We start from the raw sequence: 26753 nt of genomic DNA, 5'->3' as shown, positions 1-26753 counted from the left end.
GACCGGCCCGCCGCTGCGCGGGTGCCGAGCGCGGGGTGGGCCGACCAGTCGGTACCATGAAGGTTCACCCTTCTCTCTAGGAGTGTTCTTGCCGGACGAGGTTGTGCCCACGCCGACCACCGCGCCGCGCCCCTCGCCGGGTGGCATGCGCGCCCGACTGGCGCGACTCGGCGGCCAGCGCTCCACCACGGTCAATCCGGTGCTGGAGCCGCTGTTCCGCACCATCCGGGCGAACGACCCCAAGGCAGACCCCGCGCTGCTCAAGGAGATCGAGAAGGCCTACGCGGTCGCCGAGAAGTGGCACCGCGGCCAGAAGCGCAAGAGCGGCGACCCGTACATCACCCACCCGCTCGCCGTGGCCACCATCCTCGCCGAGCTGGGCATGGACGCCCCGACGCTGATGGCGGGCCTGCTGCACGACACCGTCGAGGACACCGACTACGGCCTGGAGACGCTCCGCCAGGACTTCGGCGACTCGGTCGCCCTGCTGGTGGACGGCGTCACCAAGCTCGACCGGGTCAAGTTCGGTGAGGCCGCGCAGGCCGAGACCGTCCGCAAGATGGTCGTCGCGATGGCCAAGGACCCGCGCGTCCTGGTGATCAAGCTGGCCGACCGCCTGCACAACATGCGCACCATGCGCTACCTCAAGCGGGAGAAGCAGGAGAAGAAGGCCCGCGAGACCCTGGAGATCTACGCCCCGCTGGCGCACCGGCTGGGTATGAACACCATCAAGTGGGAGCTGGAGGACCTCGCCTTCGCGATCCTCTACCCCAAGATGTACGACGAGATCGTCCGGCTGGTCGCCGAGCGCGCCCCCAAGCGCGACGAGTACCTGGCCACCGTGATCGACCAGGTCCAGGGCGACCTGCGGGGCGCCCGGATCACGGCGCAGGTCACCGGTCGGCCGAAGCACTACTACTCGGTCTACCAGAAGATGATCGTGCGGGGCCGCGACTTCGCCGAGATCTACGACCTGGTGGGCATCCGGGTCCTGGTCGACACCGTCCGCGACTGCTACGCGGCGCTGGGCACCATCCACGCGCGGTGGAACCCGGTGCCGGGGCGGTTCAAGGACTACATCGCGATGCCCAAGTTCAACATGTACCAGTCGCTGCACACCACGGTGATCGGCCCCGGTGGCAAGCCCGTCGAGCTGCAGATCCGCACCTTCGACATGCACCGCCGCGCCGAGTACGGCATCGCCGCGCACTGGAAGTACAAGCAGCGGGCCGTCGCGGGCGCCTCCAAGGTCCGCACCGACAGCCCGGCGGCCAGCCGCAAGCACGACAAGGCCGACGCGGTCAACGAGATGGCCTGGCTGCGCCAGCTGCTCGACTGGCAGAAGGAGACCGAGGACCCGAGCGAGTTCCTCGAGTCGCTGCGCTTCGACCTCTCCACCAACGAGGTCTTCGTCTTCACGCCCAAGGGCGACGTGATAGCCCTGCCCGCGCAGGCCACCCCGGTGGACTTCGCCTTCGCGGTGCACACCGAGGTCGGCTACCGCTGCATAGGGGCCCGGGTCAACGGCCGCCTGGTGCCGCTGGAGTCGACCCTGGAGAACGGCGACACGGTCGAGGTCTTCACGTCCAAGGCGGAGAACGCCGGCCCCTCCCGGGACTGGCTCACCTTCGTCAAGTCGCCGCGCGCCCGCAACAAGATCCGCGCCTGGTTCTCCAAGGAGCGTCGCGAGGAGGCGATCGAGCAGGGCAAGGAGGCCATCGCCCGGGCGATGCGCAAGCAGGGCCTGCCGATCCAGCGGATCCTCACCGGCGACTCCCTGGTCACCCTGGCGCACGAGATGCGCTACCCGGACATCTCCTCGCTCTACGCGGCGATCGGCGAGGGCCACGTCGCCGCGCAGCACATCGTCCAGAAGCTCGTCCAGGCCATGGGCGGCGAGGAGGGCGCGGTCGAGGACCTCGCCGAGACGGCCACCCCGCCGCACCAGCCGCGCGCCATGCGGCGCCGGGCCAAGGGCGACCCGGGCGTGATCGTCAAGGGCGTGGACGACCTCTGGGTCAAGCTCTCGCGCTGCTGCACCCCGGTGCCCGGCGACCCGATCGTCGGCTTCGTCACCCGCGGCAACGGCGTCTCGGTGCACCGCGCCGACTGCGTCAACGTGGAGTCCCTGAAGGAGCAGCCGGAGCGCATGATCGAGGTCGAGTGGGCGGCCACCCAGTCCTCGGTCTTCCTGGTCGCCATCCAGGTCGAGGCGCTGGACCGCTCCCGGCTGCTCTCGGACGTCACCCGGGTGCTGTCCGACCAGCACGTCAACATCCTCTCGGCGGCCGTGCAGACCTCGCGCGACCGGGTGGCGATGAGCCGCTTCACCTTCGAGATGGGCGACCCCAAGCACCTCGGTCACGTGCTCAAGGCCGTCCGCGGCGTCGAGGGCGTCTACGACGTGTACCGGGTGACCTCCGCCCGCAAGTAGCCCAGCCCGGAGTGCGCCCCGCCCCCGTCCCGCCGACACTGGCCGGACGGGGGCGGGGGCACACCGAGGAGGTTCCGTGGGCAGCGGCAGGATACTGGGCACCCTCGCACTGGCGGGCTGCGCGCTGCTGGGCGCCGCCGGATGCGGGGAGAGCACCGAACAGGCGGCCGCCCCCGCCCCGACCCCGACCGGTGAGAACGGGGTCGCCGAACTCTCGGCGCAGCAGCTGGTCGGCCGGTCCGTCCAGGCGCTCAAGGAGGGCCGCTCGGCCCGCGCGGCCGGGGCGCTCACCAGCGACGGCGAGCAGATCGGCCTCGACCTGGCGCTGGACACCGGCGCCAACTGCGCCGGCACCATGACCCTCGGTTCGGACGGCGGCTTCACCCTGGTCAAGATCGGCAACGACCTGTGGATCAAGCCGGACGCGGCGTTCTGGGCCACCCACGGCGGCTCCGCCGTCTCCGACCTGGTCGGCGACCGCTACCTGAGGACCACCGCCGACGACGCCGACTTCGCCGACGTCGCCTCGCTCTGCGACCTCGACGACCTCGCCGACTCGATCGGCCGCAACGCCGTCGACGTCGCCAAGGGCCCGCGCACCACGCTGCGCGGCATCCCCGCGGTCACCGTGACCGGCCGCAACGAGGGCGAGCCCGGCACCCTGTACGTCGCCACCGAGGGCCGTCCGTACCCGCTGCGGCTGGAGAAGGCCACCGGCCCGGAGGTGGGCGGCATCGACTTCACCGACTTCGGCGTGCCGGTCCCGGCCACCGCCCCGCCGCCGGACCGGTCGGTCGACCTGGACGAGCTGCGGCGGAAGACCGGCTCGGGCGGCGGCCCCACGACGGTCTGACCGGCCCCACGCCGTCTGACCGGCCGCCCGGCCTCAGAGCAGGCCGTGGTCGCGGGCGTACAGCGCGGCCTGGGTGCGGTCGCGCAGGCCCAGCCGGTCGAGGATCCGCGAGACGTGGTTCTTCACCGTGCCCTCGCTGACGTACAGCCGGGCGGCGATCTCGCGGTTGGTCGCGCCGGAGGAGACCATCCGCAGGACCTCGCGTTCGCGGCCGGTCAGCTCGGCGGGGGCGGCGGTCGGGGCCTCGGCCAGCCCGGCCAGGACGCCGGCGTCGAGCTGGGCGACCCCGGCGTGGGCCAGCCGGACGGCGCGGGCGAGCTCGGCGGCCGGGAGGTTCTTCAGCAGGTAGCCGACGGCGCCGGCGCGCAGCGCGCCCGCCACGTACGCCCGGTCGTCGAAGGTGGTCAGCATGACGACCCGGCAGCCCGGCACCCGGGCGGCGAGGGCGGCCGCGGTGGCGATGCCGTCCGGGCCGGGCATCCGGACGTCCACCAGGGCGACGTCGGGCCGGTGTTCGACGGCGAGCTCGACGGCCCGGTCGCCGTCCGGGGCGGTGCCGACCACGGCGATGCCCGGCTGGAGGCCGAGCAGCGAGGCGATGCCCTCGCGGACCAGCTCCTGGTCGTCGACCACCAGGACGCGTACCGCGGCGGTCACCGGGCGGCCCCCGCGGCGGGCAGCACCACGGTGACCACGGCGCCGCTCGGGCCGGGGGCCGGGCGGTCGGCCAGCCGCAGGGTGCCGCCGAGGGCCTCCACCCGCTCGCGCATGCCGCGCAGGCCGTTGCCGGGGGCGGCGGCCCGCAGGCCGGGGCCGTTGTCGGTGACGGTCAGCCGGGCCCGGGTACGGTCCAGGGCGATCCGGATCCCGATCCGGTCGGCCCCGGCGTGCCGGCGGGCGTTGGTGACCGCCTCCTGCGCGGCGCGGTGCAGGGCGGTCAGGGCGTGGCCGTCCCAGCCGTCCTCGTCGCCGGTCAGGTCGAGGTCGACGGCGGGATCGGCCGCGGCCAGTTCGCCGAGCGCGGCGGCGAGCGAGAACGGGCGGGCCTCGCGCAGCGCGCTCACCGAGGCGCGGACCTCCTCCAGCGCGCGGCCGGCGGACCGCCGGGCGTCCGCCACCGCCCGGTCCGCCACGGCCGGGTCGAGCGGCCGGAACGCCTCGGCCTTCTCCAACTGGATCGCCGCGGCGGTGAGATGGTGGCCGACGCTGTCGTGGATCTCCCGGGCGACCCGGACCCGCTCCTCGGCGGCGGACAGCTCCGCGACCCGGGCCGCGTACCGGGCCAGCCGGGCACGGGAGCGGCGGGCGGCGACGGTCGCGCCCGCCATGGAGAGCGCCAGCGCCAGGCCCAGCACGGACATCAGCAGGTCGGAGACGTACGCGGGTTGCTCCCACCAGTGCGGCACGGCGAGCGTGAAGCCGGTCAGCAGGGCGGCCAGGCAGAGCCCGGCGGTGGCGAGGGCGACGGTGCGGCCGAAAGCGAAGTACGCGGAGAACGGGACCAGGACGAACAGCGCCCGGGAGACCCCCGACGGGTCCAGCGCGGCGACCCCGGCGCAGGCCAGGAAGCGGGCCGCGAGCAGCGCGGCCCGGGGCGCGGCCGGCCGGCGTTCCAGCAGGTCGAGCGCGGCGAGCAGGAGCAGCCCGGCGGCGAACCCGGCCGGGCCGGCGGCGAGCAGCGGCCGCCCGGCGAGCACCGCGTGGTAGCCGCCGCCGACCAGGACTGCCGCGTACAGCACCGGCGGCACCCAGGGGACGGGGCGGGCGTGCGGGTCCATCCGGTCTCCCCGTCCTCGCGGCGTGCGGTCCCGGACACCCTACGCGGCCCGGGGAGCAGGGGAACCGGGGCCGGCGGAGGTCTGGCCGAAGGTCATGTGCCCTCCGGCGTACGGGGACTGACCGGCCGGCACTCGTGACCGCCGGGCGCCGCCGCCTAGCGTCGGTGCCGTTCCCGAGACCCGGACCCGTGGAGGTCGTGATGTGGCGTAGGTATGCGGTGGTGGTGGCCGCGGTGGTGTGCGTGGGCCTGGCTCCGGCGGTGGGTGAGGCGGCGCAGGGCTGCCGGGCGGACCGGTTGCGGGTGCCCGGCGCGGAGCGGGTGGTCGGCGCCTGCCTGGACGACCTCACCACCGCCGGTACGGTGGCCGGCGGCCACACCGACCCGGCCGACTGGGCGGGCCTGCAACTGCCCGGCACGGTCGACCCGTCGGGGGTGCCCGGCGTCCAGCTGGACGGCTACTTCCCGGACAGCTCCACCATGAACACCGACCACGGCTGGAACCACGACAGCCAGTTCGTGATCCGGCTCCCCGCGCACTGGAACGGCGGCCTGGTGGTCGCGGGGCCGCCCGGCACCCGCAAGCAGTACGCCAGTGACCGGATCATCGGCGACCAGGTGCTCGCCAAGGGCTTCGCCTACGCCTCCACCGACAAGGGCAACAACGGCCCCGAGCTGTACCGGGACGGCGAGCGGCCGGGTGACGCGATCCTGGAGTGGCACCGGCGGGTCGCCCAACTGACCGTCGCCGCGAAGGCGGTGGCCGCCCGGCACTACGGCAGGCCGCCCGCCCGCACCTACGCGGCCGGTCTGTCGGCCGCCGGGTACCTGGTGCGCTGGCAGCTGGAGCACTACCCGCAGCTGTACACCGGCGGGGTGGACTGGAACGCGCTGCTCTTCACCCGCGAGTCGCCCAGCCTGCTGGCCGACCTGCCGCCCGTGCTGCGCGCCTACCCCCGCTACGCCCGGCACGAGCCCGGCGCGCAGGAGGCGATGTACGCCGCCGGGATCCCGGTGGGCAGCGAGAAACTGTGGGGCTACCACTGGAACGTCCTGTGGGACTCGCTGCAGCGGACCGTCCGCGAGGAGCTCGACCCCGAGTACGACGGCGCCGCCGAGGCCGGCACGCCGTTCTGCCCGGAGGGCACCGGGGCCGGCTGCGACACCGACTACGACTACGCGGCCCGGCCCGAGCGGGTGCACGACGCGGTCGCGCGGGTGTCGCTGACCGGGCGGATCGGACGGCCGCTGGTCTCGATCCAGGGGACGCTGGACGCGCTGGTGCCGATCACCCGGAGCGGGGACGTCTACGACGCGATGGTCCGCGACGCGGGCCGCGGGCCGCTGCATCGGTACCACCGGATCGAGGGCGGCACCCACACCGACGGGCTGGTCGCGCTGGACCCGGCCGGAACCCGGCCGATGCAGCAGGACTTCGTCGCGGCCTTCGACGAACTGGTGGCCTGGACCCGCTAGCGGAACGCGCGAGGGGCGCGGGGGGACCGGACGGTCCCCCCGCGCCCCTCGCGGGCCGCGACCGCTGTCAGCCGGAGAACTCCTCGAGGGACTTCTGCGCCTGGTCGAGCAGGGCCTTGCGGCCCGCCAGCTCGGACTCCAGCTTGGCGACCTTGCTCGCGTTGCCGGCCGCGCGGGCCTTGTCGAGGTCGCCCTGGAGCTTGTCCACGGCGGCCTGGAGCAGGCCGGTCATGCCGGCGGCGCGGGCCTTGGCCTCGGGGTTGGTGCGCTGCCACTCGGCGTCCTCGGCCTCGCGGATCGCGCGCTCGACGGTGTTGAGCCGCCCGTCCAGCTTCGGCCGGGCGTCGCGCGGGACGTGGCCGATCGCCTCCCAGCGCTCGTTGATCTCGCGCAGCGCGGCCTTGGCGGCCTTCAGGTCGGAGATCGGCAGCAGCGCCTCGGCCTCGACCAGCAGGGCCTCCTTGGCCTTCTGGTTCTCGCCCTGCTCGGCGTCGCGCTCGCTGAACGCGGCGGAACGGGCCTGGAAGAAGACGTCCTGGGCGCCGCGGAAGCGGGCCCACAGCTCTTCCTCGGCGTCGCGCTGGGCGCGGCCGGCGGCCTTCCACTGCGTCATCAGGTCGCGGTACTCGGCGGCGGTGTTGCCCCAGTCGGTCGAGTCGGAGAGCGCCTCGGCCTCGGCGACCAGCTTCTCCTTGACCGCGCGGGCCTGGTCGCGCTCGGAGTCGAGCGCGGCGAAGTGCGCCTTGCGGTGCTTGGAGAACACCGAGCGGGCGTGCGAGAAGCGGTGCCACAGCTCGTCGTCGCTCTTGCGGTCCAGCCGCGGCATGGCCTTCCAGCTGTCCACCAGGGCGCGCAGCCGGTCGCCGGCCTCCCGCCACTGCTGGGACTCGGCCAGCTGCTCGGCCTCGGCGACCAGCGCCTCCTTCGCGGCGCGGGTCTCCTCCTGGGCCTTGGCGCGGGCGGCCTTGCGCTCGTTCTGACGGGAGTCGATCTCGCCGTTCAGGGTGTCGAGGCGCTTGGCGAGCGCGTCCAGGTCGCCGACCGCGTGGGCCTCGACCACCTGCGCGCGCAGGTGCTCGAGCGCGGTGTGCGCCTCCTTGGCGGCCAGGTCCGTCTTGCGGACCCGGTGCTCCAGCAGGCCGATCTCGGCCTCCAGGCCCTGGTACTTGCGCTCGAAGTAGGCGAGGGCCTCCTCGGGCGAGCCGGCCTGCCAGGAGCCGACGAGGCGTTCGCCCTCGGCCGTCCTGACGTAGACGTTCCCCTGCTCGTCGACACGGCCCCACGGATCGCTGCTCACAGCGCCTCCTCCACATGACGTCCGGTCCCGCGGGATCGCGGACGTCGTCCACAGTTGATGTGCGGCGGACCGATGGAGCCCGCCGTCCGAGCCGTCGTGGTTGTTGTGCCGAGGGTGACGGCCGACGGTCTGGGCACCCTATACAACAGCAACATAGGCGACCAGCGCCGGTGCTGTCCGCATCCGGCGCTGGTCGAATTTCGCGCGGCGCTGAGCCGGTGGCTCAGCCCTTGGCGGTGGTGACCGCGTTGAGCGCCACGTTGGCGACCGGGGCGCCGTCGCCGCCACCGCCCTGGACACCGCCGGCGGCGATGTTCTGCAGCACGTCCATGCCGCCGGTGATCTTGCCGAACGGGGTGTAGCTGGGCGGCAGCTGGGTGTCCTTGTAGACCAGGAAGAACTGGCTGCCGTTGGTGCCCGGGCCCGAGTTGGCCATCGCCAGGGTGCCGGCCGGGTAGGTCGCGCCGGTCAGGTTCTCGTCGGCGAACTTGTAGCCGGGGGAGCCCATGCCGGTGCCCTGCGGGTCGCCGCACTGCAGGACGTAGATGCCCTCGGTGGTCAGGCGGTGGCACTTGGTGTGGTCGAAGTACTGCTCGCCGGAGAGGAAGGCGAAGCTGTTGACCGTGTGCGGGGCCTTGGCGGCGTCCAGCTGGACGGTGATCTTGCCGCAGCTGGTGTCCAGCGTCGCGGTGTAGGTCGCCTTGGCGTCGACCGACATCGCCGGCTCGGTCTGCCACTGCTTGCCGTTCGGCTGGCCGGCGGCCGGGGCGGAGCAGCCCTTGACCGGGGTGACCGCCGCGGTCGGGGCGGCCTGCGCGCCCGAGTCCTTCTTGTCGTCCGAGGAGAAGGCGCCCGTCGCCACGGCGGTGACGCCCGCGACGACCACGAGGGCGAGCACGCCGCCGGTGATCGCGCTGCGCTGCTTGCGCTGCTTCGCGGCCTGCGCCCGGCGCTCCGTCTGGCGCTCGTACTTCTCGCGGGCGAGCTGCCGCCGCCGCTGTTCGCTGGTGACCACCGGCCGTGTCTCCTACATAGCTGACGAAAATCCTTGCGGTGCGGATCATCGCACCCATCGGCGGCCAAGTGTAGGGATCCCGTGCGTAAGTACGAGATCAGCCGTGAATGAGAATCCCCTGACTGGCGCACCGACATCTGGTTCGCTACCGGCGCCGTCCCGCCGGTAGGCTGCGGGGAGACCACACCGACCGCTACCGAATCGATACGAGGACCCGCCGTGTTCGTCGCCGGATTCCCTGCCGGGGCCTGGGGCACCAACTGCTACCTGGTTGCGCCCGCCGCCGGCGAGGAGTGCGTGATCGTCGACCCGGGCCACGAGGCGGCCGAGGGCGTCGAGGAGCTGATCCGCGAGCACCGGCTGAAGCCGGTCGCGGTGCTGCTCACCCACGGGCACATCGACCACATCGCCTCGGTCGTGCCGGTCTGCGGCGCGCGGAACGTCCCGGCGTGGATCCACCCCGAGGACCGCTACATGATGGCCGACCCGGCCCGCGGCCTCGGGCGCTCGCTCGGCCAGCAGATCATGGGCTCGATCACGGTCGGCGAGCCGGACGACGTCCGCGAGCTGAAGGACGGCAGCGTCCTGGAGCTCGCCGGCCTGGAGCTCACCGTCGACCACGCGCCCGGCCATACCAAGGGGTCGGTGACCTTCCGGACGCCTTCGCAGAACGACATCCCACCGGTGCTGTTCTCGGGCGACCTGCTGTTCGCCGGCTCCATCGGGCGCACGGACCTCCCGGGCGGGGACAGCGCGGCGATCATGCGGTCGCTGGCCCGGGTGTGCCTGCCCCTCGACGACGCGACCGTGGTCCTCTCCGGCCACGGCTCCCAGACCACCATCGGCCGAGAGCGCGCCTCCAACCCCTACCTCAAGCAGGCGGCGGGAGCGCAGAGCGCTCCGGCCTTCCCGCGACGAGGAATGTGACGGAAGAGAAGTTGAACACCTTCACCGCCCCCAAGGGCACCTACGACCTGCTGCCGCCCAGCTCGGCGACGTTCCTGGCGATCCGCGAGGCGATCTCCGCGCCCGCGCGCCGGGCCGGCTACGGCTACATCGAGACCCCGGTCTTCGAGGACGTGAAGCTGTTCTCCCGCGGTGTCGGCGAGTCCACGGACATCGTCACCAAGGAGATGTACAACCTGACCACGCGCGGCGGCGACGAGCTCGCGCTGCGCCCCGAGGGCACCGCCTCGGTGCTGCGCGCCGCCCTCCAGGCCAACCTGCACAAGCAGGGCAACCTGCCGGTCAAGCTCTGGTACTCCGGCTCGTACTACCGCTACGAGCGCGCCCAGAAGGGCCGCTACCGCCAGTTCTCGCAGGTCGGCGCGGAGGCGATCGGCGCCGAGGACCCGGCGCTGGACGCCGAGCTGATCATCCTGGCCGACGACGCCTTCCGCTCGCTCGGGCTGTCGAACTACTCGCTGCTGCTCAACAGCCTCGGCGACAAGCAGTGCCGCCCGGTCTACCGCGCCGCGCTGATCGACTTCCTGTCCGGCCTCGACCTGGACGAGGACACCCGCCGCCGCGCCGAGATCAACCCGCTGCGGGTCCTCGACGACAAGCGCGAGTCGGTGCAGGCCCAGCTCACCGACGCCCCGATGCTGCGCGACTTCCTCTGCGAGGAGTGCAAGGCGTACGACGAGAAGGTCCGCGAGCTGCTGACCCTCGCCGGGGTGGCCTTCACCGACGACCCGAAGCTGGTCCGCGGCCTCGACTACTACACCCGCACCACCTTCGAGTTCGTGCACGGCGGCCTCGGCGCGCAGTCCGCGATCGGTGGTGGCGGCCGGTACGACGGCCTGTCCGAGATGATCGGCGGACCGGCACTGCCGTCGGTCGGCTGGGCGCTCGGCGTCGACCGCACCTTCCTGGCGATGGAGGCCGAGGGCGTCGCCCTCGACCTGCCCGCCGCCACCGCGGTGTACGCCGTCGCGCTCGGCGAGGAGGCGAAGAACGTCCTGTTCGCCAAGGTCGTCGAGCTGCGCCGGGCCGGCGTCGCCACCGACCTGGCGTTCGGCGTCAAGAGCATCAAGAACGCCATGAAGTCCGCCGACCGGTCCGGCGCACGGTTCGCCGTCGTCGCCGGCGACCGGGACCTCGCCGAAGGCGTGGTCCAGCTCAAGGACATGGAGTCCGGCGAGCAGACCCCCGTCGCCCTCGAGGCGCTCGTACCCACCCTGAAGGAGAAGCAGCTGTGATCCGCACGCACGACGCGGGCACGCTCCGCGCGGAGCACGCCGGCACCACCGTCACCCTGGCCGGCTGGGTCGCCCGCCGCCGTGACCACGGCGGTGTGGCCTTCATCGATCTGCGCGACGCCTCCGGCACCGTGCAGATCGTGGTCCGCGACCTGGAGTCGGTGCACGGGCTGCGCTCCGAGTACTGCGTCAAGGTCGTCGGTGACGTGCGGGTCCGCCCCGAGGGCAACGAGAACCCCGACATCCCGACCGGCTCGGTCGAGGTCGTGGTCGAGTCCATCGAGGTGCTCTCCGAGGCGGCCGCGCTGCCGTTCCAGGTCGCCGAGTACGAGCCCGGCTCGGTCAACGAGGAGGTGCGCCTGCGCTACCGCTACCTGGACCTCCGCCGTGAGGGCCCGGCCCGCGCGCTGCGCCTGCGCTCCAAGGTCAACCACATCATCCGCACGGTGATGGAGGAGAACGACTACCTCGACATCGAGACCCCGTACCTGACCCGCTCGACCCCCGAGGGCGCGCGCGACTTCCTGGTGCCGGTCCGCCTGCAGCCGGGCCACTGGTACGCCCTGCCGCAGTCGCCGCAGCTGTTCAAGCAGCTGCTGATGGTGGCCGGCATGGAGCGCTACTACCAGATCGCCCGCTGCTTCCGCGACGAGGACTTCCGCGCCGACCGGCAGCCGGAGTTCACCCAGCTGGACATCGAGGCCTCCTTCGTCGACCAGGAGGACATCCTGGCCCTCGGCGAGAAGATCGTCGCGCGGATCTGGAAGGAGACGCACGGCTACGAGGTCCCGAACCCGCTGCCGCGCCTGTCCTACGCCGACGCGATGTCGCGCTACGGCTCGGACAAGCCGGACGTCCGCTTCGGCCAGGAGCTGACCGACCTCACCGAGTACTTCAAGGGCACCGAGTTCCGCGTGTTCCAGGCCCCGTACGTCGGCGCCGTGGTCATGCCGGGCGGCGCCTCGCAGCCGCGCAAGCAGCTGGACGCCTGGCAGGACTGGGCCAAGGCGCGCGGCGCCCGCGGCCTGGCGTACGTCCTGGTGGACGCCGAGACCGGCGAGCTGCGCGGCCCGGTCGCCAAGAACCTCTCCGAGGAGCACCTGGCCGGCCTCGCCGCCGCCGCGGGTGCCAAGCCGGGCGACGCGGTGTTCTTCGCGGCCGGCAAGAAGACCCCCTCGCAGGAGCTGCTCGGCGCCGCCCGCCTGGAGATCGGCCGCCGCTGCAACCTGATCGACGAGTCGCAGTGGGCCTTCCTCTGGGTGGTCGACTTCCCGATGTTCGAGCCGATCGAGGACGACAAGGGCGAGTTCCAGGGCTGGCACGCGGTGCACCACCCGTTCACCGCGCCGACCGCCGAGTCGCTGGCCACCTTCGACACCGACCCGGGCTCCGCCCTGTCGAACGCCTACGACCTGGTCCTCAACGGCTCGGAGCTGGGCGGCGGTTCGATCCGTATCCACCAGCGGGACGTGCAGAAGCGGGCCTTCGACGCGATCGGCCTCTCCGAGGAGGAGGCGGCCTCGCAGTTCGGCTTCCTGCTGGACGCCTTCAACTACGGCCCGCCGCCGCACGGCGGCATCGCCCTCGGCCTGGACCGCGTGGTCACCCTGCTGGGCGGCTACGACACCATCCGCGACGTCATCGCCTTCCCGAAGACGTCCACCGGTGGCGACCCGCTGACCGGCGCGCCCACCCCGATCACCCCGGCGCAGCGCCGGGAGGCCGGTGTGGACGCCCAGCCGAAGGCCAAGGAGCCCAAGGAGGCCGCCAAGGCCGAGGCCGGCGAGAGCTGACCCCGGGTAACGATTTGCCCGCCACGATTTCCCCGGCCCCGGCCGGTGTGACCTGCTTCACGGTAGGCTCGCACCGCCCGGGGCCGGCGTGCTGCACAGTGCCGTGCAGACCGTAAGAGGGGTCGAACGATGACCGTACGAACCAGAGTTGAACTTCCGTCGGACACCGCCGAGACCAGGCGGGTGCACATGGCGGCCTTCCCCGGGCCGGAGGAGGCCGACCTGGTGGACGCGCTCCGCCGCGACCCGGCCTTCCTGCCGGACCTCTCGGTGGTCGCGGTGGACGCCCGGGGCGTGGTGATCGGCCACGCGCTGCTCACCCGGCTGAAGATCGGCAACGGCCGGGGCCTGGCGCTGGCGCCGGTCGCGGTCGCGCCGGAGTGGCAGCGCAAGGGCATCGGCACCCTGGTGGTCCGGGCCGCGCTGGACGCCGCCGAACAGGCCGGCGAGAAGCTGGTGGTGGTGCTCGGCGACCCCGCGTACTACGCCCGGTTCGGCTTCGGCCCGGCCGCCCGGCACGGGGTCAGCGGCCCGTTCCCGGTCGACGGGGCATACTTCCAGACCCTGCAGCTCCCCGGGTACGACGGCACGCCCAAGGGTGTCTGCCGCTACCCGACCCCGTTCGCCGCCGTCTGATCCGACGGCCGGTGCTGGACCTCGATGTGCCCCTGGCAGCAGCGCGCGAACGCCGCCATCGCCGGGGTCAGCGGCCGGTCCAGCGGCCAGTACAGGCCCACCCGGCTCGCGCTCAGCCCGCGCACCGGACGGTGGACCACGTCCGGTCGGGCCGCCAGCCGGCTCATCGACTGCGGGGCGAACCCGATGCCCTGCCCGCACGCCACCGCCGCCAGCCACTCGTCCGCGTTGTGCGCCACCGCGCCGATCCGCACCGGGTGGCCGCGCCGCTCCTCGACGCCCAGCCAGTAGTCCCGCCAGTGGCCCGCCTCCTGCGGGATCGCCACGAACTCCTCGTCCAGCAGCTCGGCGAAGTCCAGCTCCGCGCGGGCCGCCAGCGGATGGTCGGCGGCGAGGGCCGCCCAGCGCTCCTCCGTCCCCAGATCGGCGCAGCCGTACCGGTCGGTGATGCTCGGCGGGGCGTGCCACAGCGCCAGGTCGATGTCCCCGGTGAGCAGCCCCGACGTCTCGTCGAACCAGTTGTTCTGCCGCATCTGCACCTGCCAGCCCGGCATCCGGAGGGCGAACTCCTCGACGATGGCCCGGCCGACCAGGTTGATGGTCGCCCCCTCGAACCCGACCCGCAGCACCCCGCCGGCCCGGTTCGCCGCCTCCCGGGTGGCACGCAGCGCCTCGTCCCAGCCGGCCAGCAGGAAGCCGGCCCGTCCGGCCAGCACCTGGCCCGCCGGCGTGGGCACCATGCCCGCCCGGGAGCGCCGGAACAGCTGCACCCCGAGCTGCTCCTCCAGGCGGCGGATCTGCTTGGTCAGGGTGGGCTGGGCTATCCGCAGCCGGGCGGCCGCGGCGGTCAGCTGCCCCTCCTCGCAGACCGCGGCGAAGTACCGCAGCAGCCGGGTGTCCATGTCCATGCCCCAAGGCTATGGAAGGGGTAATTGGACCCGGAGGGCGGGGCTGTACCAGAGTTGCTCAGCCAACCCGGGGGAGTGACCGGCACCGGCGGTACGGGGGGCTGCCGGTGCCGGCCCCGCACGCGTGTCCGGCCTGCGGTACGGCCGCCCCGGACGTAGCCTGAGTGATCGTCAGCGGCTTGTCGATCGGAGGGTGACGGGTGGCGGATCCGGGGAAGAAGCGGCGGCCGGCGAGGTTGGCCAAGAAGCCGTACGAGCGCGAACTGCTCAGGCTGCAGTACGAGCTGGTGAAGCTCCAGGAGTGGGTCAGGGCCGAGGGCGTCCGGCTGGTGGTGGTCTTCGAGGGCCGGGACGCGGCCGGGAAGGGCGGCGCCATCAAGCGGGTGACGGAGTACCTGAACCCGCGCGTCGCCCGGATCGCAGCCCTCCCCGCCCCCACCGAACGCCAGCGCGGCCAGTGGTACTTCCAGCGGTACGTCGAGCAGCTGCCCGCCCGCGGCGAGATCGTGCTGTTCGACCGCTCCTGGTACAACCGGGCCGGGGTGGAGAAGGTGATGGGCTTCTGCACGGACGAGGAGTACTGGCAGTTCCTGCACCAGTGCCCCACCTTCGAGCGGATGCTGATCGAGGCCGGGATCCTGGTCCGCAAGTACTGGTTCTCGGTCAGCGACGTCGAGCAGGAGAAGCGTTTCCGCGACCGGCTGGGCGACCCGATGCGGCAGTGGAAGCTCTCCCCGATGGACGTCGAGTCGATCTCCCGCTGGGAGGACTACTCGCGGGCCAAGGACGAGATGTTCGTCTACACCGACATCCCCGAGGCGCCGTGGAACGTGGTGGAGAGCGACGACAAGCGGCGCTCCCGGATCAACATGATCGCCCACCTGCTCGCCTCGGTGCCGTACCGGGAGATCGCCCGGCCCGAGGTGGAACTGCCGGCCCGGCCGCCGTCCAGGGGCTACCAGCGACCCCCGCGCGACCAGCAGAAGTACGTCCCCGACCACGCGGCGACGCTCAGCGGTTGACCGGCGGGCGGGGCGGGCGTGCCATGGAAGTGGCAGGACGGGAGGCCACATCATGTATGTCCGCACCATCTACCTGACCGGCGATCCGGCACGCGTCGACCGGACCGTCGAGCGGATCAAGGACGACGCCGTCGGCCTGCTGACCGAGCAGGACGGGTACCGGGGCGCCAGCATCTTCGTGGACCGGACGGTCGGCACGATCCTGCTCGGCTCCTGGTGGGAGACCCGGGAGGCCGAGCAGGCCAGCCTGACGGCGATGAAGGGCTGGCGGGAGGACGTCCTCGGCGCGTTCGGCGGCACGGCGACCGTCGACGTCTGGGAGGCGGCCGTCGCCCGGCGCGGCGACCCCGTCGAGGGCGCGGCGTTCCGGCTGGTCCGGCTCGAGTTCGAGCCGGGGAGCGGGGCGGACCGGCTGGTGAGCACGTTCGAGGCGACGGCGGTGAAGGGGCTGGAGGCGCTCGACGGGTTCATCGGCGGGGCGCTGCTGATCGACCGTGAGAAGGGCGTCGGAACCGTCGGCGTGATCTTCCGCGACCGGGCGGCGCTCGACGCCTCGCGCGGGCCGCAGGCGCTGCTCCGGGCGAAGGCCGCGGAGGCGGCCGGCGTGCGGGTGCGGAGCATCGAGGAGTTCGACGTAGCCCTGCTGCACCGGCCGTAGGGGACTGCTTTCAGGGGCTCGGGGGGGTGCCTCCACGAGCCCCTGGGAATCAGGTTGCGGAGCCTGCCGCGGAGCCGGTGGCGAGGTCGGGGCCCCAGCGGTCGATGGACCCGGCGAGGTCGAGGGGGCCGGGGCGGAGGTCGCTGTCGGCCGGGGGCCAGTCCTCGCGGGGGACGCGCCACATGAGCTCGAACTCGTTGCCGTCGGGGTCCTTCGCGTAGAAGGACTTGGAGACGAGGTGGTCGCTGGAGCCGACCAGCGCGCCGCGTTCGGCGAGCTCCGCGCCGAGCTCGGCGAGTTCGGCGAGGGTGCCGACCTCCCAGGCGAGGTGGTAGAGGCCGACCCGGCCCTGCTCGGGGCCGGGGGCGCCGGCGCCGATGGCGAAGAGCCCGAGGTCGTGGTCGTTGAGGCTGCCGGGGGCGGAGAGGAACGCGGCCCGTCCCGGGATCAGGTGGTCGACCTGGAAGCGGAAGACGTCGCGGTAGAACTCCACCGACCGGTCGAGGTCGCGGATCCAGAGCACTGCGTGGTTGAGGCGGCGTACAGACATGTCCCCAGCGTACGCGGTTCAGGTTCAAATTCGAACTACCGGTGGTGTCGTCCCCCTCGCATAGGCTTCCCCCGTGGACGAACCCGACCTCTTCACCGCCGCCGCCGAGGAACGCCAGACCTCCGAGCCGGGCCGCGCCCCGCTCGCCGTGCGGATGCGGCCGCGCACGCTGGACGAGGTCGCGGGCCAGCGCCAGCTGCTCAAGGACGGCTCGCCGCTGCGCCGCCTGGTGGCCGGCTCCCGGGGGCCGGCGGCGACCAGTTCGGTGATCCTCTGGGGCCCGCCGGGGACGGGGAAGACGACGCTGGCGCACGTGATCAGCCAGGCGGTCGAGGGCCGTTTCGTGGAGCTGTCGGCGATCACCCACGGCGTGAAGGAGGTCCGCGCGGTCATCGAGGGCGCCCGCCGGGCGGTCGGGATGAGCGGCCGCGAGACGGTCCTGTTCCTGGACGAGATCCACCGCTTCTCCAAGGCCCAGCAGGACTCGCTGCTGCCCGCCGTGGAGAACCGCTGGGTGACCCTGATCGCGGCGACCACGGAGAACCCGTACTTCTCGGTGATCTCGCCGCTGCTCTCCCGCTCGCTGCTGCTGACCCTGGAGTCGCTGACCGACGAGGACGTCCGCGCGCTGCTGCGCCGGGCGGTCACGGACGAGCGGGGGCTCGCGGGGAGCGTGGAGCTGACCCAGGAGGCGGAGGACCACCTGGTGCGGCTCGCGGGCGGTGACGCGCGCCGGGCGCTGACCACGCTGGAGGCGGCGGCGGGCGCGGCGCTGGAGAAGGGCGAGGCGGAGCTCACCCTGGCGACCACGGAGACGGCGGTCAACCAGGCGGCGGTGCGCTACGACAAGGACGGCGACCAGCACTACGACGTGGCGAGCGCGCTGATCAAGTCGATCCGCGGCAGCGACGTGGACGCCACGCTGCACTACCTGGCGCGGATGATCGAGGCGGGGGAGGACCCGCGGTTCATCGCCCGGCGGCTGATGATCTCGGCCAGCGAGGACGTCGGGCTGGCCGACCCGACCGCGCTGCAGACGGCGGTGGCGGCGGCCCAGGCGGTGGCGCTGATCGGCTTCCCGGAGGCGCGGATCATCCTGTCCCAGGCGGCGATCGCGCTGGCGCTGGCGCCGAAGTCCAACGCCGCGTACCTGGCGATCGACGCGGCCCTGGCGGACGTCCGGCAGGGCCTGGCCGGGGCGGTGCCGCCGCACCTGCGGGACGCGCACTACGGCGGCGCGGGCAAGCTGGGCCACGGCAAGGGGTACCAGTACCCGCACGACCTGCCGGAGGGCATCGCCGCGCAGCAGTACGCGCCGGACACGGTGCACGGCAAGGAGTACTACCGGCCGACCCGGCGGGGCGGGGAGGCGCGGTACGCGGACATCGTGGAGTGGACCAGGGGTCGGCTCAAGGGGGAGTGATCGCCCTGTAGACTGCGGGGAGTGTGTCCCGGGTCCGGGGTTCCGCGAGGAGCCACCGACCGCACCAGCGGGGCAGCGAATGGGGTCCTCCGCGAGGGGGTTCCCCGGGAGCGGCGCGCACCGGTCTTCGGTGTCGCGGGCAGCCCACCACCTTCCCGGTCGGTGGGCCGCTTGTGTGCAAGCACATAGTGCCCGGTCGCGGAGAGCGGCTGACCATCCGGCGACGGACGGTTTTTTCTCCGGACCGCGAGAAGCGTCCTCCGTCAACACCTGGTGACAGCCGTATTCGCAAAACCGAAAGAGGTATTGGTTCCATGGCGAACCAGAAGCGCCCCAAGGTCAAGATCGCTCGCGCGCTTGGCGTCCCGCTGACCCCGAAGTCCGTCAAGTACTTCGAGGCCCGCCCGTACCCGCCCGGCCAGCACGGCCGTGGCCGCAAGCAGAACTCTGACTACAAGGTCCGTCTGACCGAGAAGCAGCGTCTGCGCGCGCAGTACGACCTCAGCGAGAAGCAGATGGCGCGTGCCTTCGAGGCCGCCAAGAAGGTCGAGGGCAAGACCGGTGAGGCGCTCGTCGCCCTGCTGGAGGTCCGCCTCGACGCCCTGGTCCTGCGTTCGGGCATCGCCCGCACCATCTACCAGGCTCGCCAGATGGTCGTGCACGGTCACATCGAGGTCAACGGCTCGAAGGTCAACAAGCCGTCGTTCCAGATGAAGCCGGGCTACGTCGTCACGGTGAAGGAAAAGTCCAAGGAGAAGGTCCCCTTCCAGGTGGCTCGCGAGGGTGGCAACGCCGGCGAGGGCCAGACCCCGAAGTACCTCGAGGTCAACCTGAAGGCCCTGGCCTTCCGTCTGGACCGCGCGCCGCAGCGCCGCGAGGTTCCGGTCGTCTGCGACGAGCAGCTCGTCGTCGAGTACTACTCGCGCTGACCCGCGAGCGGAAGCCCCCGTACGGTCCTCGGACCGGACGGGGGCTTTTCCCGTTCCCCGGGCCTCAGCGGGCCGGGACGGGGAAGGGCCGGACGGGCGGGCGGGGGCCGGAGCGGCCCTCGCCGCCGGGCGGGCCGGACAGCTCGCCGCCGAGCGCCCGGCGGACCGCCGCGTCCAGGTCGAGGCCGTTGCCGAGCCGGAAGGCCTCGGTGAACTCCTGGTCGGTCAGCCCGGCGCGGGCCCGCTGCTCGCACTCGCGGTGCGGGCCGCCGAAGGTCCGCGAGCCGAAGAACGGCGTGCCGACCGCCTGCCAGAGCCGGTGCGCGGCGCCCTGCAGCACCCGGGCCTCGACCAGGTCGGTGTCCGGCCCCTCGGTCTCCAGCAGGGCGAGCACGTCCATCGCCAGCACGATGCCCAGCAGGTCGCGGAAGAGGTGGTTGAGCCGCACGCACTCCCGGGCGAAGGCCCGGGCCAGGCGGATCTCGCCGCTGGTCCACTTCGAGTAGGCCATGGCGTAGAGGCCGTAGGCGTACGCCCACTGCTCGCCGTGCTCCTCGCAGATCTCCCGGACCCGCTCGATCCAGGCGTCGCCGCTGTCGGTGTCACCGAGGAACAGGTAGGCCACGCCCAGCTCGAACATTGCCATCAGCACGTTGCTGTTCAGCTCGCCGATGGTGTTGTAGTGCCACAGCGCCTCCTCGAACAGCTCGGCGGCGCGCTGCGGTTCGTCGCCGATCAGCGCCGCGCAGCCCTGCCGGTGCACCGCGTACGCCAGCGCCCGGTCGTCGCCGGTGTCCAGCGCCTGCCGCCGGCACTCCTCCAGGGCCGGGCGGGCCCGGGTCAGGTCGCCCTGCAGGGTGGCCATGTAGCCGGTCACCCAGAGCGCCTTGGCCCGGGCCTCGGTGGGCTCCGGGGCGAGCGCCAGTGCCCGGTCCAGCCAGTGCCGGCCCTCGCCGAGGTGGCCGGAGCCGACCCAGTAGAACCAGAGCGTGCCGGCCAGCACCAGGGCGAGCTGCTCCTCGCCCGGTTCGGCCAGGCAGAACTCCAGCGCGGCGCGCAGGTTGGAGTGGGCGAGCCGGGTGCGCTCGGCGGTCTCGGCCTGGCGCGGGCCGAACCACTCGACCTCGCCCCAGGTGGCGACGCCCAGGTACCAGTCGCGGTGCCGGCACAGCAGCCGGTGGTCCTCGCCGCCGGCCCGCAGCCACTGGCCGCCGTACTCGCGCAGGGTGTCGAGCATCCGGAACCGGATGCCGCCGGGGTCGTCGATCCGCAGCAGGACCGACTTGTCGACCAGCGAGTCGAGCAGCTCCAGGACCTCGTCGGCCTCCAGGCCGTCGCCGGCGCACACGTACTCGGCGGCGTCCAGGTCGAAGCCGCCCGCGAAGACGGAGAGGCGGGCCCAGAGTAAACGTTCCTGCATCGTGCAGAGCTCGTGACTCCACCCGATCGTGGTGCGCAGCGTGTGGTGGCGCGGGGGAGCGGAGCGCGAGCCCCCGGTGAGCACCCGGAAGCGGTCGTCCAGCCGGGCGGCGATCTGCTCCACCGACAGCGCGCGCAGCCGGCCGGCGGCCAGCTCGACGGCCAGCGGGATGCCGTCGAGGCGGCGGCAGAGCAGCGCGACCTCGGCCCGGTTGGCCGCCGACAGCCGCCAGCCCGGCACCACCGCGGCGGCCCGGTCGGCGAACAGCGTCACCGCCTCGGCCTCCGCGCCGGGGAAGGCCGGCTCGGCGGGCAGCGGCGCCAGCGGCACCAGGTGCTCGCCGTCCACCCGCAGCGACTGACGGCTGGTGGCCAGCACCGACAGGCCCGGCACCGCGCGCAGCAGCTCGTCCACCAGCTCGGCGCAGGCGTCGACCAGGTGCTCGCAGCCGTCCAGCACCAGCAGCAGCCGGCGGTCGGCGAGCTGCTCGACCAGCACGTCCTGCGGCGGGCGGGCGGTGTGGTCGGTGAGCCGCAGGGCCTCCAGCACCGCGTGGCCGAGCAGCAGCGGGTCCTGCACCGGGCCGACCTCGGCGAGGTGTGCGCCGTCCGGATGGTCCGCGGCCGCCGCCGCGGCCGCGCGCAGCGCCAGCCGGGTCTTGCCGACCCCGCCGGGGCCGGTCACGGTGACCAGCCGTGACACCTTCAACAACTCCGCCACCGACCGGAGTTCGGCCTCCCGGCCGATGAAGCTGGTGAGCTCGGCGGGCAGCCTGCCGTGCCGCTGCACCGGTGCCGATCCGCTGGACAACCTGACGCCCCCGTCTCTGGGAACCCGAAACGTGTCGCCCGCGATCCGCGGGCCATCGGGCCCAACGAGGTGACCGCTCGGTAGGTTACGCAGGGTGTTCGCACACAGGGCCGAGCCGCCACCGGCAATGTCCCACCTGGGGCGGGGGTCGCATCCGCTAGGGTTCTGTTTCGAGGAACGAACAGCGAGGGAGCGCGCAAGGTGTCCGTGGGAGAGCTGGCCGGTCTGCTGGTCGCCGTCTTCTGGGCGGTACTGGTGACCCTGCTCGCCGTGGTGCTGGTGCGGCTCTCCAAGGTGCTGCGCGAGGCCACCGTCCTGGTCTCCGCCGTCACCGAGCAGGCCGTGCCGCTGCTCACCGACGCCTCCGCCGCCGTGCGCAGCGCCAACGAGCAGCTGGAGCGGGTGGACGAGATCACCGCCAACGTGCAGGACGCCGCCGCCAACGCCAACGCGCTCTCCTCCACCGTCGCCGCCACCCTGGGCGGGCCGCTGGTCAAGATGGCCGCGTTCAGCTACGGCGTCCGCAAGGCCGTCAGCAAGCAGCAGGCCGCGGTGACGGTCCCCCAGCAGAGCGCCGAGCGCGACGCGCTGGCCAGGATGATCCGCGCCGAGGTCCGGGCCGCCACCGCGCCGCGCGGCACCGGCCTGCTCTCCCGGGTGCGCCGCGCGGTGAGGGGCTGAACGCAGTGGTACGACGCATCTTCTGGATGGCGGTCGGCGCGGGCGCGACCGTCTGGGCCATGAACAAGGCCAACGAGGCCGTCCACCGGCTCACCCCTGACAGCCTGTCCGGCACCGCCGCGCGCGGCGCGCTGCACCTCGGCGACGCCGCCAAGCGCTTCGCGGCCGACGTCCGCGCCGGCATGGCCGAGCGCGAGGCCGAGCTGCGCGCCGACCTCGGCCTGGACGGCACCGCAGTGGTCGAGCCGCCGCGCGCCCGCCGAGCTCTGCGTGGCGAGCCCACGTACCGAGCTATCTCGGCGGCCCCCGGCTCCCCGGGCGTCGCCCTCCCCCAGACGCGCAAGACCCCCCAAGCCATTGATGCGACGTCCGCACAGCGCCAGGCGCTGCCGGGCGGCGCGAACAACCGGAAGGACCACCTCTGATGGAGTCGGCAGAGATCCGCCGCCGCTGGCTGCGCTTCTTCGAGGAGCGCGGCCACACCGTCGTACCGTCGGCCTCGCTGGTCGCCGACGACCCGACCCTCCTGCTGGTCAACGCCGGCATGGTGCCCTTCAAGCCCTACTTCCTCGGCGAGATCAAGCCGCAGTTCCAGCGCGCCACCAGCGTGCAGAAGTGCGTGCGCACCCTCGACATCGAGGAGGTCGGCAAGACCACCCGGCACGGCTCGTTCTTCCAGATGTGCGGCAACTTCTCCTTCGGCGACTACTTCAAGGAAGGAGCCATCAAGTTCGCGTGGGAGCTGCTCACCACGCCCGTCGCGGACGGTGGCTACGGCCTGGAGAAGGACAAGCTCTGGATCACCGTCTACAAGGACGACGACGAGGCCGAGCAGATCTGGCGTGACGTCATCGGCGTCTCGCCCGACCGCATCCAGCGCCTCGGCATGAAGGACAACTTCTGGTCGATGGGCGTCCCCGGCCCGTGCGGCCCGTGCTCGGAGATCAACTACGACCGCGGCCCCGCGTACGGCGAGGAGGGCGGCCCGGCCGTCAACGGCGAGCGCTACCTGGAGATCTGGAACCTGGTCTTCATGCAGTACGAGCGCGGCCACGGCGACGGCAAGGACGGCTTCGAGATCCTCGGCGACCTGCCGAGCAAGAACATCGACACCGGCCTCGGCCTGGAGCGCCTCGCCGCCATCCTGCAGGACGTCGACAACCTCTTCGAGATCGACACCAGCCGGATGATCCTCGACCGCGCCGCCGAGCTCACCGGCCACACCTACGGCGCCGACCACAAGTCGGACGTCTCGCTGCGCGTGGTCACCGACCACTTCCGCACCGCGCTGATGCTGGTCGGCGACGGCGTCACCCCCGGCAACGAGGGCCGCGGCTACGTGCTGCGCCGCATCCTGCGCCGCGCGATCCGCAACATGCGCCTGCTGGGCGCCACCGAGCCGGTCGCCAAGGAGCTCATCGACATCTCGATCAAGGCGATGGCCCCGCAGTACGCGGAGCTGGAGGCCGACCGCAAGCGCATCGAGACGGTCGTGGTCGCCGAGGAGAACGCCTTCCTGCAGACCCTGAAGTCCGGCACCAGCCTGCTGGACGCCGCGGTCACCGAGACCAAGCAGTCCGGTGGCGCGGTGCTCTCCGGCGACCAGGCGTTCAAGCTGCACGACACCTACGGCTTCCCGATCGACCTGACCCTGGAGATGGCCGAGGAGCAGGGCCTCCAGGTCGACGAGGCCGGCTTCCGCCGCCTGATGCAGGAGCAGCGGGACCGCGCCAAGGCGGACGCCAAGAAGAAGAAGATGGGCCACGCCGACGTCGCCGCGTACCGCGAGGTCGCCGACAAGTCCGGCGCGTCCGTCTTCACCGGCTACACCGCCACCGAGGGCGAGGCCACCGTGGTCGGCCTGCTGGTGAACGGCGCCCCGGCGCCGGCCGCCACCGAGGGCGACGAGGTCGAGATCATCCTCGACCGCACCCCGTTCTACGCCGAGGGCGGTGGCCAGCTCGCCGACCACGGCCGGATCCGGCTGGACTCCGGCGCGGTCGTCGAGATCCGCGACGTGCAGCAGCCGGTCCCGGGTGTCACCGTGCACTCCGGCGGCGTGCTGTTCGGCGAGGTCGTGCTGGGCGCGTCCGCGTACGCCACGATCGACATCGACCGACGCCGCGCGGTCTCCCGCGCCCACTCGGCGACCCACCTGACCCACCAGGCGCTGCGCGACGCGCTCGGCCCGACGGCCGCCCAGGCCGGCTCCGAGAACGCGCCGGGCCGCTTCCGCTTCGACTTCGGTTCGCCGACCGCCGTCCCCGGCTCGGTGCTGGTCGACGTCGAGCAGAAGATCAACGAGGTGCTGGTCCGCGAGCTGGACGTCACCGCCGAGGTCATGACCATGGACGAGGCCCGCAAGCAGGGCGCGATCGCCATGTTCGGCGAGAAGTACGGCGACGCGGTCCGCGTGGTCACCATCGGCGACTTCTCCAAGGAGCTGTGCGGTGGCACCCACGTCGGCAACACCGCCCAGCTGGGCCTGGTGAAGCTGCTCGGCGAGTCCTCGATCGGCTCCGGCGTGCGCCGCGTCGAGGCGCTGGTCGGCGTCGACGCGTACAAGTTCCTGGCCCGCGAGCACACCGTGGTCTCGCAGCTCACCGAGCTGGTCAAGGGCCGCCCGGAGGAGCTGCCGGAGAAGATCGCCGGCATGCTCACCAAGCTCAAGGACGCCGAGAAGGAGATCGAGCGCTTCCGCGCCGAGAAGATCCTCGCGGCGGCCGCCGGCCTGGCCGAGGGTGCCGAGGACGTCCGCGGCGTGGCCGTGGTCGCCGCCCGGGTCGCCGACGGCGTGGGCGCGGACGAGCTGCGCAAGCTGGTGCTGGACGTGCGCGGCCGGCTGGGCGCCCGCCCGGCCGTGGTCGCCGCGTTCACCGTCGCGAACGACCGCCCGCTGACCGTGATCGCCACCAACGAGGACGCCCGCGGCCGTGGTGTGAAGGCCGGCGAGCTGGTCCGCGTCGCGGCCAAGACCCTCGGCGGCGGCGGTGGCGGCAAGGACGACGTCGCCCAGGGCGGCGGCACCAACCCGGCCGCGGTCGCCGAGGCGATCGAGGCCGTGCGTGCCCTGGTCGCGGAGCGCGCCTCCTGATGGACGAGCAGCCCGAGGAGAAGGTCTTCCGGCGGGGCCGGCGGATCGCCGTCGACGTGGGGGACGCCCGGATCGGGGTCGCGTCCTGCGACCCCGACGGGCTGATCGCCACGCCGGTGGAGACCGTGCCCGCCGGGGGCCGCTCCCAGGCCCGGCTCCAGGCGATCGTCGAGGAGTACGACGCGATCGAGGTGATCGTCGGCCTTCCCCGCTCGCTGAGCGGCAAGGAGGGCCCGGCGGCCGCCAAGGTCCGGGAGTACGCCGGGCGGCTGGCCGGCCGGCTCTACCCGGTCGGCGTCCGGCTGGTCGACGAGCGGATGACCACGGTGACGGCGGCGGCGGGCCTGCGGGCCTCCGGCCGCTCGTCGAAGAAGGGCCGTTCGGTGATCGACCAGGCGGCCGCCGTGGTGATCCTGCAGAACGCGCTTGAGACCGAACGGGTGAGCGGCCGCGCACCCGGTGAGAGTGTCGAGCCGGTCATCTGATCGACCTGGCATACCTTCCTTTTGGGGGCCCGTGCGGACGCGTCCGCACGGGCCCCCGACTGTTGTCCCCGCTGGAAGGGCTGCCTTGACCGACCCGTACGCCGCACCCGGACTCACCCCCGGCCACCTGGGCGCCCCCGCGCCCGAACCGGAGGGTGCGCCGCCCGGGCAGCCGTACGGAGTCGAACCGCCCGACCCGCGGCGGCTGCGCACCGGCGCCGCCTGCTGCCTGGCCTTCGCCGGCCTGTTCGCCGTGCTCGGCGCCGCCGCCCTCGTCGTGCTGTTCCTCTGGCCCGAGGGCAGGCCCCCGGCCGCCGACTTCCCCGGCAACGGCAACGGCCAGGCCCAGGTCTCGGTCGCCCGCGGCGCCAGCCTCACCCAGATCGGCCAGGCCCTGGTCGACGGCGGCGTGGTCGCCTCCACCCGGGCCTTCACCGAGGCGGCCGCCAAGAGCCCGGCCGGCGACCGGATCCAGCCCGGCACCTACACCCTCAAGCAGAAGATGTCCGCCGCCTCGGCGCTCAACGTGCTGCTCGACCCGGCCAACGCCAACGCCCTGACCATCCCCGAGGGCTGGCGCGCCGACCGGATCTACGCCGCCGTCGACGAGCGGCTGAAGGCCCAGCCCGGCACCACCAAGGCCGCCGCCGAGCAGCAGCTCGACCGGCTCGGCCTGCCCGCCGCGGCCGGCGGCCACGTCGAGGGCTACCTCTTCCCCGCCACCTACCCGGTCACCGGCGACACCACCCCGCTCGGCCTGCTCCAGCAGATGGTCAAGGAAGCCGTCACCCGGTACGGCCAGGTCGAGGCCGCCGCCAAGAACAACGGCACCACCCCGGAAGGCCTCGTCACCGTCGCCAGCCTCGCCCAGGCCGAGGCCGACAACCCCGAGGACATGGCCCGGGTCGCCCGGGTCGTCTACAACCGGCTGCACCGCAACATGCCGCTGCAGCTCGACTCGACCATCAACTACGCGCTCGGCCGGTCGACCCTCACCACCACGGAGGCCGACACCAAGCTCGACTCGCCGTTCAACACCTACCTGCACCCCGGGCTGCCGCCCACCCCGATCGGCAACCCGGGGCGGGACGCGCTGCGCGCCGCCCTGGACCCGGCGGAGGGTGACTGGCTCTACTTCGTCACGGTGAAACCCGGAGACACCCGTTTCACCGACAGCGCCGACCAGCACGCGAAGAACGTCGCAGAGTTCAACGCCTACCAGGCGCAGCAGGGTTCCTCACCCCCCGCAGCGGGCCACTGACCCCGAGTGCGCTGGGCTTTTTGCCCTTCT

The 26753-nt window shown here is 72.8% G+C and carries 23 protein-coding genes; 16 read left to right on the top strand and 7 right to left on the bottom strand.

Going from position 1 to position 26753, the window contains the following annotated elements; all coding sequences use genetic code 11:
- The first annotated feature begins 13 nt into the window (after positions 1-13).
- Positions 14-2434, top strand: coding sequence for a RelA/SpoT family protein (locus tag ACGFX4_RS25395; protein WP_393078660.1), 2421 nt, complete (start codon positions 14-16; stop codon positions 2432-2434).
- A 76-nt stretch (positions 2435-2510) separates the two neighbouring features.
- Positions 2511-3287 carry a hypothetical protein gene (locus ACGFX4_RS25390; protein WP_393078608.1) on the top strand — a complete coding sequence of 259 codons (777 nt, stop codon included), beginning with the start codon at positions 2511-2513 and terminating at the stop codon, positions 3285-3287.
- A 33-nt stretch (positions 3288-3320) separates the two neighbouring features.
- Here ACGFX4_RS25390 and ACGFX4_RS25385 read toward each other — a convergent pair whose 3' ends face one another.
- Both ACGFX4_RS25385 and ACGFX4_RS25380 read right to left on the bottom strand, forming a co-directional pair.
- Positions 3321-3944: a response regulator gene (locus ACGFX4_RS25385; RefSeq protein ID WP_393078605.1), complete on the bottom strand. Its 624-nt coding sequence runs from the start codon at positions 3942-3944 to the stop codon at positions 3321-3323.
- A complete protein-coding gene (locus ACGFX4_RS25380) occupies positions 3941-5065 on the bottom strand; it encodes a sensor histidine kinase (RefSeq protein ID WP_393078602.1) in 1125 nt (374 codons plus the stop codon). Before ACGFX4_RS25380 ends, ACGFX4_RS25385 begins: the two co-directional genes overlap by 4 nt.
- A gap of 200 nt (positions 5066-5265) precedes the next feature.
- Between ACGFX4_RS25380 and ACGFX4_RS25375 the strand changes: the two genes are divergently transcribed.
- Positions 5266-6540, top strand: a complete 1275-nt coding sequence (locus ACGFX4_RS25375) for a tannase/feruloyl esterase family alpha/beta hydrolase (RefSeq protein ID WP_393078599.1) — start codon at positions 5266-5268, stop codon at positions 6538-6540.
- A gap of 67 nt (positions 6541-6607) precedes the next feature.
- On the opposite strand, the gene ACGFX4_RS25370 is transcribed toward ACGFX4_RS25375, so the two are convergent.
- Together ACGFX4_RS25370 and ACGFX4_RS25365 are read right to left on the bottom strand one after the other, a co-directional pair.
- Entirely contained in the window at positions 6608-7837 is a 1230-nt protein-coding gene (locus ACGFX4_RS25370; protein WP_393078596.1) for a DUF349 domain-containing protein, read from the bottom strand.
- Between the two features lie 223 nt (positions 7838-8060).
- Positions 8061-8852, bottom strand: a complete 792-nt coding sequence (locus ACGFX4_RS25365; protein WP_393078593.1) for a peptidylprolyl isomerase — start codon at positions 8850-8852, stop codon at positions 8061-8063.
- 219 nt (positions 8853-9071) lie between these two features.
- Between ACGFX4_RS25365 and ACGFX4_RS25360 the strand changes: the two genes are divergently transcribed.
- The 4 genes from ACGFX4_RS25360 (at position 9072) to ACGFX4_RS25345 (ending at position 13482) form a co-directional block, all read left to right on the top strand.
- Complete coding sequence (locus ACGFX4_RS25360) at positions 9072-9779, top strand: MBL fold metallo-hydrolase (RefSeq protein WP_393078590.1); 708 nt, start codon at positions 9072-9074, stop codon at positions 9777-9779.
- Between the two features lie 11 nt (positions 9780-9790).
- The gene (hisS, locus tag ACGFX4_RS25355) at positions 9791-11053 is read left to right on the top strand and encodes a histidine--tRNA ligase (RefSeq protein WP_393078587.1); all 1263 of its coding nucleotides are present in this window, start codon (positions 9791-9793) and stop codon (positions 11051-11053) included.
- Positions 11050-12846 (top strand): aspartate--tRNA ligase, encoded by a 1797-nt coding sequence (gene aspS / locus ACGFX4_RS25350; RefSeq protein WP_393078585.1) that lies wholly within the window; start codon positions 11050-11052, stop codon positions 12844-12846. Before hisS ends, aspS begins: the two co-directional genes overlap by 4 nt.
- Positions 12847-12975: 129 nt before the next feature.
- Positions 12976-13482, top strand: coding sequence for a GNAT family N-acetyltransferase (locus ACGFX4_RS25345; RefSeq protein ID WP_393078582.1), 507 nt, complete (start codon positions 12976-12978; stop codon positions 13480-13482).
- On the opposite strand, the gene ACGFX4_RS25340 is transcribed toward ACGFX4_RS25345, so the two are convergent.
- The gene (locus ACGFX4_RS25340; protein WP_393078579.1) at positions 13455-14390 is read right to left on the bottom strand and encodes a LysR family transcriptional regulator; all 936 of its coding nucleotides are present in this window, start codon (positions 14388-14390) and stop codon (positions 13455-13457) included. The two genes, ACGFX4_RS25345 and ACGFX4_RS25340, sit on opposite strands and share 28 nt — an antisense overlap.
- A 200-nt stretch (positions 14391-14590) precedes the next feature.
- On the opposite strand from ACGFX4_RS25340, the gene ppk2 reads away from it, so the two are divergent.
- A complete protein-coding gene (ppk2, locus tag ACGFX4_RS25335; RefSeq protein WP_393078577.1) occupies positions 14591-15412 on the top strand; it encodes a polyphosphate kinase 2 in 822 nt (273 codons plus the stop codon).
- 52 nt (positions 15413-15464) lie between these two features.
- Complete coding sequence (locus ACGFX4_RS25330) at positions 15465-16070, top strand: hypothetical protein (protein ID WP_393078575.1); 606 nt, start codon at positions 15465-15467, stop codon at positions 16068-16070.
- A 49-nt stretch (positions 16071-16119) separates the two neighbouring features.
- Here the strand turns inward: ACGFX4_RS25330 and ACGFX4_RS25325 are convergent, their stop codons facing one another.
- The gene (locus ACGFX4_RS25325) at positions 16120-16620 is read right to left on the bottom strand and encodes a VOC family protein (RefSeq protein ID WP_393078572.1); all 501 of its coding nucleotides are present in this window, start codon (positions 16618-16620) and stop codon (positions 16120-16122) included.
- 73 nt (positions 16621-16693) lie between these two features.
- On the opposite strand from ACGFX4_RS25325, the gene ACGFX4_RS25320 reads away from it, so the two are divergent.
- Positions 16694-18043, top strand: coding sequence for a replication-associated recombination protein A (locus ACGFX4_RS25320; RefSeq protein WP_393078569.1), 1350 nt, complete (start codon positions 16694-16696; stop codon positions 18041-18043).
- Between the two features lie 314 nt (positions 18044-18357).
- Positions 18358-18972 carry a 30S ribosomal protein S4 gene (gene rpsD, locus ACGFX4_RS25315; RefSeq protein ID WP_035860039.1) on the top strand — a complete coding sequence of 205 codons (615 nt, stop codon included), beginning with the start codon at positions 18358-18360 and terminating at the stop codon, positions 18970-18972.
- A gap of 64 nt (positions 18973-19036) precedes the next feature.
- Here rpsD and ACGFX4_RS25310 read toward each other — a convergent pair whose 3' ends face one another.
- Positions 19037-21202, bottom strand: coding sequence for an ATP-binding protein (locus ACGFX4_RS25310; protein WP_393078566.1), 2166 nt, complete (start codon positions 21200-21202; stop codon positions 19037-19039).
- Between the two features lie 201 nt (positions 21203-21403).
- Between ACGFX4_RS25310 and ACGFX4_RS25305 the strand changes: the two genes are divergently transcribed.
- From ACGFX4_RS25305 to mltG, 5 genes are all read left to right on the top strand, one after another.
- Positions 21404-21883: a DUF948 domain-containing protein gene (locus tag ACGFX4_RS25305; RefSeq protein ID WP_393078563.1), complete on the top strand. Its 480-nt coding sequence runs from the start codon at positions 21404-21406 to the stop codon at positions 21881-21883.
- A gap of 5 nt (positions 21884-21888) precedes the next feature.
- The gene (locus ACGFX4_RS25300) at positions 21889-22308 is read left to right on the top strand and encodes a DUF6167 family protein (protein WP_393078560.1); all 420 of its coding nucleotides are present in this window, start codon (positions 21889-21891) and stop codon (positions 22306-22308) included.
- Positions 22308-24977 (top strand): alanine--tRNA ligase, encoded by a 2670-nt coding sequence (gene alaS / locus ACGFX4_RS25295; RefSeq protein ID WP_393078557.1) that lies wholly within the window; start codon positions 22308-22310, stop codon positions 24975-24977. The genes ACGFX4_RS25300 and alaS overlap by 1 nt, the downstream gene beginning before the upstream one ends.
- The gene (gene ruvX, locus ACGFX4_RS25290; protein WP_393078554.1) at positions 24977-25462 is read left to right on the top strand and encodes a Holliday junction resolvase RuvX; all 486 of its coding nucleotides are present in this window, start codon (positions 24977-24979) and stop codon (positions 25460-25462) included. Before alaS ends, ruvX begins: the two co-directional genes overlap by 1 nt.
- Positions 25463-25547: 85 nt before the next feature.
- Positions 25548-26723: an endolytic transglycosylase MltG gene (gene mltG / locus ACGFX4_RS25285; protein ID WP_393078551.1), complete on the top strand. Its 1176-nt coding sequence runs from the start codon at positions 25548-25550 to the stop codon at positions 26721-26723.
- The last annotated feature ends 30 nt before the right edge of the window (positions 26724-26753 follow it).

Source organism: Kitasatospora sp. NPDC048365, assembly GCF_043200835.1.
GTDB lineage: Bacteria > Actinomycetota > Actinomycetes > Streptomycetales > Streptomycetaceae > Kitasatospora > Kitasatospora terrestris.
Note: the sequence above shows the minus strand (reverse complement) of the source record. Positions and strands in the feature narration are given on the sequence as shown.

Coding starts and splice junctions, on each gene's coding strand:
- ACGFX4_RS25380 (WP_393078602.1), bottom strand. CDS start 5,065: ATGGACCCGCACGCCCGCCCCGTCCCCTGGGTGCCGCCGGTGCTGTAC.
- ACGFX4_RS25375 (WP_393078599.1), top strand. CDS start 5,266: ATGTGGCGTAGGTATGCGGTGGTGGTGGCCGCGGTGGTGTGCGTGGGC.
- ACGFX4_RS25345 (WP_393078582.1), top strand. CDS start 12,976: ATGACCGTACGAACCAGAGTTGAACTTCCGTCGGACACCGCCGAGACC.
- ACGFX4_RS25340 (WP_393078579.1), bottom strand. CDS start 14,390: ATGGACATGGACACCCGGCTGCTGCGGTACTTCGCCGCGGTCTGCGAG.
- ACGFX4_RS25330 (WP_393078575.1), top strand. CDS start 15,465: ATGTATGTCCGCACCATCTACCTGACCGGCGATCCGGCACGCGTCGAC.
- ACGFX4_RS25325 (WP_393078572.1), bottom strand. CDS start 16,620: ATGTCTGTACGCCGCCTCAACCACGCAGTGCTCTGGATCCGCGACCTC.
- rpsD (WP_035860039.1), top strand. CDS start 18,358: ATGGCGAACCAGAAGCGCCCCAAGGTCAAGATCGCTCGCGCGCTTGGC.
- alaS (WP_393078557.1), top strand. CDS start 22,308: ATGGAGTCGGCAGAGATCCGCCGCCGCTGGCTGCGCTTCTTCGAGGAG.
- ruvX (WP_393078554.1), top strand. CDS start 24,977: ATGGACGAGCAGCCCGAGGAGAAGGTCTTCCGGCGGGGCCGGCGGATC.